At 42.4% G+C, this 13,743-nt stretch carries 12 protein-coding genes; 2 read left to right on the top strand and 10 right to left on the bottom strand.

Annotated elements, in window-relative coordinates; genetic code table 11:
* The first annotated feature begins 30 nt into the window (after positions 1 to 30).
* On the top strand, positions 31 to 546 hold the full coding sequence (gene folA / locus QQK00_RS17430) for a type 3 dihydrofolate reductase (protein WP_284218961.1): 516 nt from the start codon (positions 31 to 33) through the stop codon (positions 544 to 546).
* 478 nt (positions 547 to 1,024) lie between these two features.
* Here the strand turns inward: folA and rpoS are convergent, their stop codons facing one another.
* From rpoS to QQK00_RS17480, 10 genes are all read right to left on the bottom strand, one after another.
* The gene (gene rpoS, locus QQK00_RS17435) at positions 1,025 to 2,017 is read right to left on the bottom strand and encodes an RNA polymerase sigma factor RpoS (RefSeq protein ID WP_284218962.1); all 993 of its coding nucleotides are present in this window, start codon (positions 2,015 to 2,017) and stop codon (positions 1,025 to 1,027) included.
* 41 nt (positions 2,018 to 2,058) lie between these two features.
* On the bottom strand, positions 2,059 to 2,919 hold the full coding sequence (locus QQK00_RS17440) for a peptidoglycan DD-metalloendopeptidase family protein (protein ID WP_284218963.1): 861 nt from the start codon (positions 2,917 to 2,919) through the stop codon (positions 2,059 to 2,061).
* Entirely contained in the window at positions 2,920 to 3,498 is a 579-nt protein-coding gene (locus tag QQK00_RS17445) for a YqaA family protein (RefSeq protein ID WP_284218964.1), read from the bottom strand.
* On the bottom strand, positions 3,495 to 4,136 hold the full coding sequence (locus tag QQK00_RS17450) for a protein-L-isoaspartate(D-aspartate) O-methyltransferase (protein ID WP_284218965.1): 642 nt from the start codon (positions 4,134 to 4,136) through the stop codon (positions 3,495 to 3,497). Before QQK00_RS17450 ends, QQK00_RS17445 begins: the two co-directional genes overlap by 4 nt.
* 4 nt (positions 4,137 to 4,140) lie before the next feature.
* Complete coding sequence (surE, locus tag QQK00_RS17455; RefSeq protein ID WP_284218966.1) at positions 4,141 to 4,884, bottom strand: 5'/3'-nucleotidase SurE; 744 nt, start codon at positions 4,882 to 4,884, stop codon at positions 4,141 to 4,143.
* Between the two features lie 59 nt (positions 4,885 to 4,943).
* Positions 4,944 to 6,011, bottom strand: coding sequence for a tRNA pseudouridine(13) synthase TruD (gene truD / locus QQK00_RS17460; protein WP_284218967.1), 1,068 nt, complete (start codon positions 6,009 to 6,011; stop codon positions 4,944 to 4,946).
* The gene (gene ispF / locus QQK00_RS17465) at positions 6,011 to 6,487 is read right to left on the bottom strand and encodes a 2-C-methyl-D-erythritol 2,4-cyclodiphosphate synthase (protein WP_284218968.1); all 477 of its coding nucleotides are present in this window, start codon (positions 6,485 to 6,487) and stop codon (positions 6,011 to 6,013) included. Before ispF ends, truD begins: the two co-directional genes overlap by 1 nt.
* Complete coding sequence (ispD, locus tag QQK00_RS17470) at positions 6,478 to 7,230, bottom strand: 2-C-methyl-D-erythritol 4-phosphate cytidylyltransferase (protein ID WP_284218969.1); 753 nt, start codon at positions 7,228 to 7,230, stop codon at positions 6,478 to 6,480. Before ispD ends, ispF begins: the two co-directional genes overlap by 10 nt.
* Complete coding sequence (gene ftsB, locus QQK00_RS17475) at positions 7,230 to 7,514, bottom strand: cell division protein FtsB (RefSeq protein WP_284218970.1); 285 nt, start codon at positions 7,512 to 7,514, stop codon at positions 7,230 to 7,232. Before ftsB ends, ispD begins: the two co-directional genes overlap by 1 nt.
* 111 nt (positions 7,515 to 7,625) lie before the next feature.
* Positions 7,626 to 9,389 (bottom strand): TIGR03545 family protein, encoded by a 1,764-nt coding sequence (locus QQK00_RS17480; RefSeq protein ID WP_284218971.1) that lies wholly within the window; start codon positions 9,387 to 9,389, stop codon positions 7,626 to 7,628.
* Positions 9,390 to 9,866: 477 nt separating this feature from the next.
* Here QQK00_RS17480 and putA point away from each other — a divergent pair, with 477 nt between their 5' ends.
* Positions 9,867 to 13,670 (top strand): bifunctional proline dehydrogenase/L-glutamate gamma-semialdehyde dehydrogenase PutA, encoded by a 3,804-nt coding sequence (putA, locus tag QQK00_RS17485; protein ID WP_284218972.1) that lies wholly within the window; start codon positions 9,867 to 9,869, stop codon positions 13,668 to 13,670.
* Positions 13,671 to 13,743 lie beyond the last annotated feature (73 nt).

Consider the following 13,743-nt stretch of genomic DNA (forward strand, 5'->3'; position numbering starts at 1 on the left):
GTAAGTTAAAAAAGCAAAGAGGTTACTGACATGAAAGTTTCGATCATTGCGGCAATGGCCAAGAATCGAATCATTGGTAAAGACAATCAAATGCCATGGCATTTACCTGCAGATTTAAAGCATTTCAAATCAGTTACCTTGGGTAAGCCAGTGTTGATGGGACGAAAAACCTACGAATCCATTGGTAAAGCCCTACCTGGGCGTACCAATATCGTTATTTCTAGAAATGTTGAGTATAAACTTGATGATGCCAGAGTAGTTGAAAGTGTTGAAGAGGCGATGTCACTTGCCTCTACATTATCAAGTGAGGTAATGGTAATTGGTGGCGGCGCGATATATGAGGCTTTATTGCCCAAGGCGACGCATTTATATTTGACCTTTATTGACTTATCTACTGACGGCGATACTGTTTTTCCAGATTATGAAAGTGTAGGTAGTTGGCAGATTGTTGAAACAGAAAAACATAGCGCAGATGATAAAAATCCGCACGATTATACCTTCGTAACATTAGCGCGTTCGAGTTTGCGTGACAGCCCAAAGCTATAAGCATAGCCATAAATACCACTGAATATTATTGAAGGCAAAATCGTGAGCCACAAGTTAGGGGTCATAAACATAATATTTATTGCGATCACTAATATCGATTGGATAGCCAAGGCTGGCAATGGCGACAGCAAGGCCCCAGGTAGACAAGTTCCCTGGCATTTTTGTTGAGATGTTTTTAACGCGTGTTCTATTACAAGCTTTGTCGCACAGGGATTGCCGTGATCATGTTGTGACCACCTTGGCAGGATCAGCGGTAAGCAATAATGGTTTGCCCCAAACTTTTTAAAAAAATACTCTAAAAAAGCAGTAAATCCAAGTGTGATAGCACTGCTATAGGTGCCTTGTACCAACGCAGCTTTTAGCAATACTTCGCTATCATTTGTCACTAGGCTGTTAGCGTACCACGCCCACATAGCGTATGATAAAAAAGCGATTAAGCCTGAAGCAAGCAGTCTAAAAACAACCATCATTTACTAGTTTATTCTGCCCCAAATACTGTGTCTAAGCTTAGACCTTGTTGCTTTAGTAAATCTTTCAATTTACGCAGTGCCTCGACTTGAATCTGCCTAACTCTTTCTCTCGTAAGGCCAATTTCAACACCGACTTCTTCAAGCGTAGAAGGTTCATACCCCATCAAGCCATAACGTCTAGCCAGCACCTCACGATGTTTAGGGCTAAGCAACGCCATCCAGTCTACAATGTTATTGTGCATATTAGACGTTTGAAGTGTGGTTTCAGGACCATGTTCATTGGTATCTGCTATAAGGTCTAAGAGCGCTTTGTCTCCATCACCACCTACGGGAATATCAACGGAGCTAATACGTTCATTCAATTTGAGCATCCGCCTAACGCTTACCACAGGTTCACCTGTAGCTTCAGCAATATCTTCAGCGGTAGGTTCGTGATCTAGCGACTGGGATAATTTTCTGGCAGTACGTAAGTATAAATTTAGCTCTTTTACAATGTGAATCGGTAAACGGATAGTGCGCGTTTGGTTCATTAGCGCTCGCTCAATGGTTTGACGTATCCACCACGTTGCGTAGGTTGAGAACCTGAATCCTCTCTCTGGATCAAATTTCTCTACTGCTCTTATAAGGCCCAAGTTCCCTTCTTCAACAAGATCTAATAGCGCCAACCCTCTATTATTGTATCGCCTAGCAATTTTGACGACTAATCTAAGGTTGCTGACTATCATTCTTTCACGCGCCGCGCTGTCGCCTTTTAAGGCTGCTCGCGCGAAAGTGACTTCTTGTTCAGCAGTTAAAAGAGGCGAAAAGCCTATTTCATTTAAGTATATTTGGGTGGCATCAAGCTGTTTAAATGCAACTTGTTCGTTGGTGTTTTCGAGCTCTTCAGAAATATCAGCCACAATTGTCGCATCAAGTTCTTTGTCTTCAAGAACGGCTGTATCAAGCCCTTGTGGGGTGAAACTTTGATCATCTAACTTACTCATAGAGCCTTGCGGGTTCATAATAATTCCTCACACAAAGCTCAAAACGTCGAATCAGATAGTTAAGGCAAATATTCCAAAGGGTCGATAGAACGACCTTTTTTCCTAATCTCAAAATGCAACATTGTTTCACTCGCGCCTGAGTTACCCATTGTTGCAATTTTTTGCCCTTGCGTGACATAGCTTTGTTCAGTTACAAGTATTCGTTCGTTATGCGCATAAGCGCTTAGGTAATTTTCATCATGTTTAACAATGATGAGATTACCGTATCCTTTTAACGCATTACCAGCGTAAACAACTTTACCGTTTGCAGCGGCAAGAATGTCAGTGCCGGCTACTCCTAGTATGTCGATACCGCGATTGTTTCCGTCGATACCTACAGTAGCTACTTTATTTATACCCTTAGCAGGCCAAATCCATTGACGTTCTTTGTAAGATTTTGTCGAAGCTTTGGATCTGCTAATTTGTATTTTTCGATGTTTTGATTGTTCACCACGATACGCCTGAGTGCTTTGGTCGTCAACTATTACTTGTTTAGGTTTATCAGCCGTTACGATTTTCGGTGTTGAACTAGGCTTCGCCGGGTGACTTTTTGTTTTATTAGCTGTCGTCGAGCGGCGATTTAAATTCCGTAGTTTAAGCGTTTGTTTCGGGTAAATACGAAACGGCGCTTGTATGTCATTCCAAAGTGCAAGATCACGATAAGAGTTACCGCTGTAGAATGCTATAGAAAAGAGGGTGTCACCCGGTTTCACTGTATATGTGTCGCCCAAGATTTCAGTTAAGTTGCTGGTAGACGCGAGTCGAGTAGAAAGGGTTGAAACTGGTGCAGGTTCATGGCGAGCGCTGCACCCGCCAATAACGAATATGCTAAAGAATGTCGTATATATATAGACCCAAAGTGGGATAGTTAAGTTTTTCATTTATCTCAAAATGAAATAGGCCACTATCGCTAACACTACAACCGCCCAACCAATAATTTCAATATAATCTTTTAGCTTAGCTTCCATTGGTGGACCGCCCCATTTCATTAATGCAGCAACTAAGTAAAAGCGCATACCGCGTCCAATTGCTGAGGCGATTAAAAATGGAAAGAATGACATCATCAACGCGCCAGCGCTAATTGTAAATACTTTATACGGTATTGGTGAAAAACCGGCGAGGAAAACCACCCAGACACCATAGTCAGCAAACCAACGTTCCGCTAGCGCCAACTTTTCTCCATAGCCCCATTGTTCGATTATTGGACCGAGCCATGATTCAAAGGCAAAATATCCTAAAAAGTATCCTAGTACGCCACCAACGACTGATGCGACGGTGGTTATCGCTGCAAAGCGCCACGCTTTATCTGTTTGACTTAACACCATAGGCGCAAGCATTACGTCTGGCGGAATAGGGAAGAAGGTACTCTCTGCACAACTCAGCCCTGCGAGGTATTTTTCGGCATGTTTGTGTCGAGCCCATTTAAGGCATGATTCATAAAGTGTGGTGAAAATCTTCAAGCGAGTGCTCCCGCGACCAATGGTACAAAGCGAACATCGCCAATTTCATCTCGTTTCACAGCTTGTCGTTCCTTGTTAATTAATATCAGTTTTTGTTGATTTTTACCTACAGGCACAACCAATCGTCCTTTTTCACTTAATTGCTCAATGAGAGCGTCGGGTACAGATTCTGCAGCAGCGGTGACAATAATTGCATCAAAAGGACCTTTGCTTGGCCAACCGAGCCAACCATCACCGTGCTTCATTTTAACGTTGTGAAGATCTAACTTGTTCATTCGTCGTTTGGCATGGAATTGCAGGGATTTGATTCGTTCCACGCTATATACTTCTGGGAAAAGTTGAGCGAGAATAGCGGTTTGATATCCTGAGCCTGTGCCTATTTCGAGTACTTTTTTTACTGGAAAGGGTGTATTTAACAATTGCTCAGTCATATGGGCAACAGTAAAAGGTTGAGAGATAGTCTGTCCTTGACCGATGGGAAGCGCGTTATTTTCGTATGCTTTGTGTTTCAGCCCTTCAGGGACGAATAGGTCTCTAGGTGTTTGCGAGATGACCTTAATAACCTCAGTGTGCTTTATTCCCTCACTTATGAGCAACGAAGCAAGTTGTGTACCTTTGCGAGTAGCGTGTAAATTCATTTCGTTATTCTTGTAACCATGTATTCATTGATGCGATCTGTTGATGCACCGTCATGTCCGTTGATAATGGACTCACTGAACAATACCCGCTAGCAATGGCATGAAAGTCTGTGCCCTTACCTGCGTCTAATTCGTCCCCGAGTTTTCCGTACCAAAAAATTTGATTCCCGAAAGGATCAGTATCTTCTACCATCGTTTCAGCTCTATGACGTTTTCCGCATCGAGTCGCTAAAATACCTTTTACTTCGCCGATAGGTAAGTTGGGCACGTTTATATTTAAGATTTGTTTTGTATCCAGTGGGTGGTTTTCTAGTTTTTTTATTATATTTACCGTTAATAGCGCTGCTGTGTCAAAGTGCTCATCTTGTTTGGCACACAAAGAGACAGCTAAAGCTGGCAAACCCAAATGGCGACCTTCAAGCGCCGCGGCGACGGTGCCAGAATATATCGTGTCATCGCCCAAGTTTGGTCCATCATTGATGCCGGATACAACTATATCTGGTTCCTCGAAAAAGCCACTATTTACGCCTAATTGAACGCAATCTGAGGGCGTACCATTTACCGCATAAAAGCCTTTTTCAGTTTTATTTATCCTTAAGGGATGGTGCAACGAAAGTGCATTGCTCATGCCGCTACAATTTCTGTCGGGCGCAATGACAGTAACATCAAAATGTTTAGATAGGTGCCGATACATGCAGTCAATGCCTGGTGCAGCGGCGCCATCATCATTACTTAATAAAATTCTCATTATTTATTCTTCCTTTATTAAGCCAATTATTAAAGCGTTTGTCAGTATTGAGCTTGTTATTAGGTATTCACTATTTCGCGTATAACACTTGTAGCGAATGCACCCGCGGGTAATTCGAAACGCAGAGTTAATATATCATCCTTAACGTCATATTCGAATGCTTCAGGGTACAATAGCAGCGCTCGTCGTTCTTGTTTTAAACCAATGTCACTTAGTTTGTCACATAACATTTGGTAATCTTCAATGACGCTGTTTTCAAACGCATGTGCATCTTCTGTACTCAGTTGTTTGCCGCTTCCCCACATTGGCGCGGTAATTTGGATATCTCGCTTGTTAAGCCTGTCTATCATGGTAGGCATGTCTTCACGATGACAGACAAAATAACTTTTACTGCCAGTAAGTTGCATCACATCCCCACAAAGGGTTATGTGGATTTTCTCATTTTCAATGCGTTTGCTTACTACTTGGTTAAATAGCCAACTGCGTAGGGCAGAGATCATCATGCTACGTTTATTTCGGTTTTTTATTATTTCGCCTTGAATAAATTTTTCACCTAATAACAGGTTGCCATTTAACACCAATCTGCCATCAGACGTCCGCATTTCACCAAAACGTTGTTGCCCAAAATAATTGGGTACTCCCAAGCGCTTAATGTTCTCTATTCTCGACGTTAACCAGTCTGTATCAATGCTGGTGCTGAGATTGATTGTTATCTTGAATTTGTTGCTCTTTAGAGCACCGGTTTTTAGTTTTTTATCGTGCTTGCTTACCTTAATTATTTCGACATTTTGTGCTGAAAACTCATGCCAGTTAGGTATCGGCTTGTTGGCGTGATAAATACTGAACCATTGATAGGTAACGGCATATTTGTCTTTTCTACCAGCATATCCAATATTTCTGAGTGGAACTTTAGCGAACTTAGCAAGTAGCTCACCAACAAACGCAGTATTAGTATCCGTTTTTTTAATCCAAAGAAAGCTATGTTCGCCACTATTGCTTAAGTCAAACCCCAACACTTCTTCAACACAAAAGTCTTCGGTTTTGTTTTTGAGTGAACCTGACAATCTAGGTTTCCCATGAAGGTATTGCCAGTTATCTGTTGTCAGACTAAGAGAGTTTTCCGTCATTATGTCGCTTCTTTTAGCAATACGACAGCGTCTACCGCTATGCCTTCCTTACGTCCAACAAAACCCAGTTTTTCAGTCGTGGTAGCTTTGACGCTGATTTGATTTAATCTTACGTTAAGGTTCTTTGCGATATTTTCACGCATACAAATAACGTGCGGCGCGAGTCTTGGTGCCTGTGCAGCAATAGTGATGTCGGCATTTCCGAGTATGTAACCTTCATCTTTTGCTAAGCGATATACTTGTGTTAACAATTTCATCGAATCTGCGCCGGCAAAGTCTTGATCGGTATCAGGGAAGTGTTTGCCAATATCACCAAGTGCGAGCGCACCAAGTATCGCATCGGCGAGCGCATGCAAAGCAACGTCGCCATCAGAGTGCGCAATCAGCCCCTGTTCATATTGAATAACTTCGCCGCAAAGCACTATCGGGCCATCGCCACCAAATTTGTGCACATCGTAGCCATGACCTATTCGCAAGCGTTAGCTCCTTTTAAATTATTTTTTTGAGATATGTAGAATCCTGCCAAGGCTAAATCTGCAGGCTTAGTGACTTTAAAATTTTCCGCTGTGCCTTCTACTAAGCATACTTCTACGCCCATTAGCTCCATGGCAGATGCTTCATCGGTTATTTGTAATTTTTTGCTCAGCGCATATTCTAAGGCTTGTTGCAGCGCCGCAGTTTTGAACATCTGCGGCGTTTGAGCCAACCAAATGGTCTCTCTATTTAGTGTCTTATCTATCGTTGTCGGGACTGCATCGCTATCATCTGTCGCGCATTGCGTTTTCCGTGATGCGCCTTTTACTGTATCTACGGCGGGTAGGGCGAGAATACCGCCTTCAGTGCCTTTCACTGTTGCAATTAAGTTATCAATTAATGCCATATTAATGCCCGGTCTAGCAGCATCGTGGACAAGCACCCACTCTGACCTTAGTGTTTCTTGAGCATATTGAACACCCGCAAGTACTGAGTCTGCTCGTTGTGCGCCACCAGTAATTACATGTACATCTTTTGAGAGGAGTCTTGCCGCTTCAGCGTCATTGGGGTGAACGACGACGACCACATGGTCGATAAGTGGGTGGCACAAAAATACATTAACACAATGTTCTAACAGGGTTTTGCCAGCAATAGTGAGATACTGTTTGGGTATGTCAGATTGCATACGACGACCAATCCCTGCCGCAGGGATTATTGCGGTATAACGGCTATTGAAGGTCAACATTACTGCTCTTTAGGTAAAATACGGTAAAAAGTTTCACCTTGTTTGATTAGTCCTAACTCGTTGCGAGCCCTTTCTTCCATAGATTCTAATCCAGATTTTAGGTCTTCTATGTCTGCTCTAAGTAGCTGGTTTCGTTGTTTTAATCGAGAGTTTTGCGCTTCCATAAGACTGATCTGTGATTGCATGTTTTTGTATTCAGCTATACTATTTTTGCCAAACCAAAGGCGGTACTGCAACATAGCGAGCAGCACAACTAATACTAACGCGATCCATTTGTGTTTCATGGTCGGCAATACCTTTGGTTTAATATATGAAAAGACAACTTTATTCTACGTTGCTTTTTAGCTTGGCGCAAAATACTGTTGTCATTGCAATTTGTATCGATAAATAAGCGTCTAATTAAATAATTTATCTTTTAGCTTATCGATAGCTTTTTGTTTTGGGTCGGCTAATTGAGCATTTAACAGTTCTGAGAGCGCATTACTGTCACCCTCTGCGGCAGCAAGTAAGGCATTAATATTCTCAAGTTGATCTCCTGAAGTGCCCAATTGGGCATTTGCCTTAGCATTAAGCTTTTGTTTTAGCTCATTAAGTTTGGGGTTGTTCTTAATATTATCCCCCAAAGCGCTCAACAATTGTTTATCTAAATCGGAACTTAGGGAAACACTCGGATTAAACACGCTGCCAGTTATATCGCTGATTAAATTTATGGCATCTTGTTGTTTTACAATGTCTGCAATTGCTGTTGTTAAATCATTGGTTCCACTTGCTTGCATCGCTAGTTTTGATAGCAAAAACTCTGATTGACCCATGAGTTGATTGTTGTTGATACTCAATTTCCCTGAACTATTTAACAATCCACTATTTATACTAGCGGTTAATTTCTGGGCTGCGTTATCAGGAATTAGCGCGATGTCTTTCATCGTTAAGCCAGCAATATTCCACGATTGAGTGGATGTTAACGCGCTATTGGTCATTTCGAATGTACCGTTTATATCAATCGTTTTCCAGTTATTGGCTTTTGCTGATTTAACTACAAATGTTGTAGGCGATTGAATGAGTGAGTGCTGGGAAGTAATGTTTTTCCATTCGGACGCAATACTTTCATCAAGCCAGTTCACGCTAATTTTTGCGTTTTTTATCCACAAACTCGGTAGGCCCGAATCATCAATGGCTTCTTCCTTTTCAACTGCTTGACTGTCGTCGCCTGCAGCTAATTCAGTCATTGCCAGTAGCGCTTTGACATATAACTCAGCCTTATCACCAAAGAGATGTTGACTTACCTGATCAATCGCCGCTTGATCCCCACCTACGAGTCCTTTCAACAGGTTATAGTCTTCTTGTGGTGCACTTTTTAAGGTGGTAACGGAGTCCGCTGTTTCATGCTTTGCTTCTTGCGCAAGCGCGACAAACTCAGATATTTTGTCTTTATCGGCGCTAATATTCTCTTTAAGTGATTTCAACGATTGTAGGGCATTTGCTAGCGATGCGGGGTCTTTAACATCGGTGTCTTGTAAGGCTTTCACTTGTGCTTTGTATGCGTTCAGTTTTTCTTCATCAGGTAGTGCTTCATATCTGCTTTTTAGAGGAACTTCATATTTTTCATAAACGGTTTTGGCATTACTTATCGCCGCTGTCGTTTTTAGCGGCGTATTTTCTAATACTTCATCTACACTAGGGAGGTCTTCTAAGGTCGGGAAAGCAAAGTTGCTGGGTTTTTCTGCTTTTCTATATACTTCGCCTGGCGCTTGGCGCGTTGTACCAAAAGCGACATCGTCTACTATCAAATTTTCGACAATTACTTTTCCACCTAATAGTGGCATTAAGTCGACGTCAGCAGCTAGTGAAGCAATTTCGAACTTGTTCCTTATTGGTGCACTAGGATCGGTGGCTTGCATTCTCTTGATACTGATGCCAAATGGCATTAACGAATGATCTAGGTCATCGATATTTACTTCTGCACCTAAGCTATCTCCCAGGCCGTTTTCTGCTGCATTTTTCAGAATAGTATTGGCGAATAATAGATAAAGTAAAATGACAGCCCCAAACAATACCGTGGGTACTAGGATAAAAAGAGATATTTTTCCCATTTGTCTGTTTAATGAGATACGTTGGTTTCTATTGTTGAGAGAAAATGTGACTAAATTTGAGTCCTGCATAGTCTATATATCCTAATAATTTGAGTCTTTCGTCCTAAAGTAGATGAGACGTTTTAGTCTACGCTACCTAGCTTTGATGCCGGTTATCGTGAGTAGTTCAACGAGTATACTTTTAAAACTATTGCGCGTCATGTGTTCGTACGATTTAAAACGACGCAGCAGTTTTCTTTCCTTACTCTCACGCTTTCAAGGTAAAACAGACTAAGTTTTTGCCCTGAATCGTATTTTCATCCTAATATGTAAACTGCTTCAGCCTTAGACAAAATGCGCGTTGCAATCTGAATCACTTGACGATATTGCGCTTCATGCATACTCATTCAATTAGTATACTTTTGGCAAGCTGCGATATATTGCAATCATTAGTTAACGCTTGGTGTTTGAATATTTAATTTTTAATGAGCAACACTTCTATGCTCTTCAGTCACTATAAATAGCGTATCTACGTGTTAATCTGTTATCCAAAAAAATAGGGTGTTCATGTTATTCAAAGGCAGTCTTTCGGCACAATCCGTTGTTCGTCAAAAGATACGTGAGTTCCATCGTATCGATGAAAATAAAGCAATAGACCATATTTTACCCTCTGCCGAAGTGAGTATGAGTGCGAGAAGCCGGGCTTGGGAGCGAGCACGCAATATGGTCTTGCGTATAAGGCAAGAAAACGCCGCGCATGGCGGTATTGATGCACTATTAAATGAGTTTTCTCTTTCTACATCAGAAGGCGTTGTGTTGATGTGTCTAGCTGAAGCGTTGCTCCGCGTGCCGGATAAGAAAACGCAAGACGATCTGATTAGAGATAAATTGTCGCAAGGACATTGGGCGCCGCATCTAGGCAACAGTGAATCATTGTTTGTTAACGCCAGCGCATGGGGACTTATGTTCACTGGCAACTTAGTTAACTATAGCAATGCTAAGAAACAGTCAGAGTTTGGTTTACTGAAAAAAACAATTGGGCGCTTGGGTGAACCCGTTATTCGAAGAGCAATGAATATTGCTTTAAAGGTAATGGGCCGACAATTTGTCATGAGCGAAACGATTGAAGAAGCATGTCAGCGAGCAGTCGAAAAAGAAAAAAAAGGCTACGTATACTCATACGATATGTTAGGTGAAGGTGCTAGAACGCTTGGCGATGCCCAGCGGTACTATGACGCTTACGAACATGCCATAAAAGTTATAGGTAACGCAGCACAAGGTCGCGGTCCAAGAAAAAGCCCTGGTATTTCGGTAAAGCTGTCCGCTATCCATCCCCGATATGATTTTAAGAAAGGGGATGCCGTCGTAAAAGAGATAGCTGCCAAGTTAACGTCACTTTGTATACTCGCTAAGCAGCACAACATTGGCCTGACGGTTGATGCTGAAGAGTCTGAACGCTTAGATATGTCACTCGACATCATAGAAACAGTGTTTGCAGACAGTGCACTTGACGATTGGACTGGCTTTGGTATTGCTGTGCAAGCTTATCAAAAACGTGCCATTTTTGTGATTGATTGGATTCGGGAATTAACGCTTAAACATAGCAAACCGATGATGGTACGCCTCGTCAAGGGCGCTTATTGGGACAGCGAAATTAAACATTCTCACCAAGGTGGTTTTTCAGACTTTCCAGTATTTACCAGAAAGTCCTCTACGGATGTGTCTTATCACGCTTGTGCAAACTTATTACTTGCCTACAGAGATTCTATCTATCCGCAATTTGCCACGCACAATGCATACACTGCATCTGTTATTTTAGAACTTGCCGGTGAAGATAAAGAAGGTTTCGAATTTCAGTGCTTACATGGTATGGGTGATACGCTGTACGATCAGATTGTTACGGAAGACAAAATTCAGTGCCGGGTATATGCACCGGTGGGCTTGCATGAAGATTTACTTGCCTATTTGGTCAGGCGCTTACTTGAAAATGGCGCAAACTCTTCGTTTGTAAACGCAATTGTTGACGATTCGAAAGACGTTGAAGAGTTACTTTCAGACCCAGTTGAAAGAACGCAGACCTTAAATAACCGCGTGAATGATAAGATTTTGAAGCCAAGTGAATTGTATGGCGAGGAGAGAATAAACGCACGAGGAATAGACCTTTATGATGTTAGTTCGCTCATAAATTTGCAATATCAGTTGAACCAATGGCAAGCAAAGCATCAGCGTAAATTGTCTGAAAACAATTCAACAATAGTTGACATGAAGGTGATCAACCCTGCAAATGTAGATGAAATACTCGGTACACATTCCTTTGATTCTCGTCAGGTCATGCAAGAAAAGTTGGCGCTAGCAGAGACGAGGTTTTCAACATGGTCGAAAACAGATGTAGTAACTCGTGCAGCGTTTTTGAATCGAACCGCAGATATTCTAGAGCGCCACATGGAAGAGTTAATAGCGATATGTATTAAAGAGTCAGGGAAAGTGGCGCAAGATGCGATTGATGAAGTGCGTGAGGCGATAGATTTTTGCCGTTATTACGCTGCGAGAGCGCAAGTACTTTGTGAGCGAGACAATATGGAATCTCGTGGCGTGGTGTTGTGCATAAGCCCTTGGAACTTTCCCCTTGCTATATTTTTAGGACAAGTCGCGGCGGCGATTGTAACGGGCAATACTGTGCTTGCTAAACCCGCTGAGCAAACAAGTTTAATTGCTATTAGAGCATTGGAGCTAATGCAAGCAATTGGTTTGCCAGTGGGCGTTGTGCAGTTGATTATCGCAAAAGGGACTGATGTCGGCGATGCTTTACTTTCTGAGGAGGGTATTCAAGCGGTAATGTTCACTGGCTCAACGGTAACCGGCACATTGATCTCGCAAAAGCTTGCAGAACGAGGTACTGGTCAAGTACCACTGATTGCAGAAACCGGCGGTCAAAATTGCATGATCGTAGATTCAACGGCACTGCCTGAACAAGTAGTGGATGATGTGATTGCTTCGGGCTTTCAGAGCGCAGGGCAACGCTGTTCAGCCTTACGGGTTTTATATTTACAGGAAGACAACGCTGATACTATTATTGAAATGCTGATTGGCGCAATGAAAACACTGTCTATTGGTGATCCGCAATGGCTACATACCGATGTAGGCCCAGTCATTGATCAACGGGCACTCTCGACGCTAGAAGCGCATGCAAACGAAATGATACAGAACCAGAAATTACTTTATCGTTGTAAAGTGGAAGACAAACTAGTTGGTCACTACTTTGCCCCCCACCTTTTTGAAATAAACAATATAAATGTATTGCAAGCAGAAGTGTTTGGCCCATGCGTACATATTGTGCGATTTAAGGCAAAAGATCTTCATCAGGTGATTGATGATATCAACAATACCGGTTTTGGTTTAACGATGGGAATTCATACGCGCATTGAAGAGCGAGCGAATGAGCTAGCGGCATTATCCGGTGCTGGCAATGTGTATATTAATCGAAATATGATTGGTGCAATTGTTGGGGTTCAACCATTTGGTGGTCGAGGACTCTCTGGCACGGGACCTAAAGCGGGAGGCCCAAATTACTTGAAACGCTTAATGGTCGAAAAAGCAACACCACGCTCGACTGTGGTGGATGACAAGTTCGAAGATGACAAAGCCTTAGTCAGTGCCAAAGAGGATTATCGACAGGTTGATATTTTGATGTCATCTGCGGCAAAAGTGAGTGTTGCTTGGCGCTTAACGCCGTTAATGAAACGAATTTCATGGGTGCGTCAACTACTTGCTAAAATTGCGACAGTCGATATTGTCGAGGAGCTGGCAGATAATTTGGATCAAACCTTAGCTACTGCGCGCGCGCAATTAATAAACATCGAAAAACGGCTTAAAAAACCAGCCTCATTGCCTGGCCCAACCGGTGAAAATAACAAACTATACTTGGAGCCTAGAGGTATACTGGTTACATTTGCAGACCGAGAGGTGACGTTTGAGTATTGGGTATTGTCGGTTGTAACTGCACTTGCAACCGGAAATACAGTGATATCTGTTGTCTCCGATCTTTTTTATGAAGAAGCTCGCGCATTTAAGGCGAAACTAGAGACTACAGGCGCGCCTGAGAACATCTTTCAAGTGGCTAAACTTAATCAGTTAGAAGCGCTATTAGAACACGCTTCGTTATCAGGCGTAGTGATTGATAGCAGCGCGTCAAGAACAGACAACATTGCAGTTAAACTGGCTGCTCGTCGGGGCGCTATCTTACCGATGATTACCGCTGAATATAACGACAACATGATTGAGCGATTAGTTACTGAAAAAACCGTTAGTATCGATACCACAGCGTCAGGTGGGAATACATCTCTGATGACGATGATTGAAGATGATGATTAGGTGGTCAAGATTGTGAGCACCTACCAGATCTCCATTCTTAGCAATTGAGGCCTCAAGCTTATTGTGAAGTGCG

Source organism: Agaribacter marinus (assembly GCF_030160655.1).
In the GTDB taxonomy this organism is placed as follows: domain Bacteria; phylum Pseudomonadota; class Gammaproteobacteria; order Enterobacterales; family Alteromonadaceae; genus Glaciecola; species Glaciecola marina.

What these genes read in the sequence shown, in the direction of transcription:
- folA (WP_284218961.1), top strand. Translation starts at nt 31, where the DNA reads ATGAAAGTTTCGATCATTGCGGCAATGGCCAAGAATCGAATCATTGGT.
- QQK00_RS17440 (WP_284218963.1), bottom strand. Translation starts at nt 2,919, where the DNA reads ATGAAAAACTTAACTATCCCACTTTGGGTCTATATATATACGACATTC.
- ispD (WP_284218969.1), bottom strand. Translation starts at nt 7,230, where the DNA reads ATGTTGACCTTCAATAGCCGTTATACCGCAATAATCCCTGCGGCAGGG.
- QQK00_RS17450 (WP_284218965.1), bottom strand. Translation starts at nt 4,136, where the DNA reads ATGAATTTACACGCTACTCGCAAAGGTACACAACTTGCTTCGTTGCTC.
- rpoS (WP_284218962.1), bottom strand. Translation starts at nt 2,017, where the DNA reads ATGAACCCGCAAGGCTCTATGAGTAAGTTAGATGATCAAAGTTTCACC.
- ftsB (WP_284218970.1), bottom strand. Translation starts at nt 7,514, where the DNA reads ATGAAACACAAATGGATCGCGTTAGTATTAGTTGTGCTGCTCGCTATG.
- truD (WP_284218967.1), bottom strand. Translation starts at nt 6,011, where the DNA reads ATGACGGAAAACTCTCTTAGTCTGACAACAGATAACTGGCAATACCTT.
- surE (WP_284218966.1), bottom strand. Translation starts at nt 4,884, where the DNA reads ATGAGAATTTTATTAAGTAATGATGATGGCGCCGCTGCACCAGGCATT.
- putA (WP_284218972.1), top strand. Translation starts at nt 9,867, where the DNA reads ATGTTATTCAAAGGCAGTCTTTCGGCACAATCCGTTGTTCGTCAAAAG.
- QQK00_RS17480 (WP_284218971.1), bottom strand. Translation starts at nt 9,389, where the DNA reads ATGCAGGACTCAAATTTAGTCACATTTTCTCTCAACAATAGAAACCAA.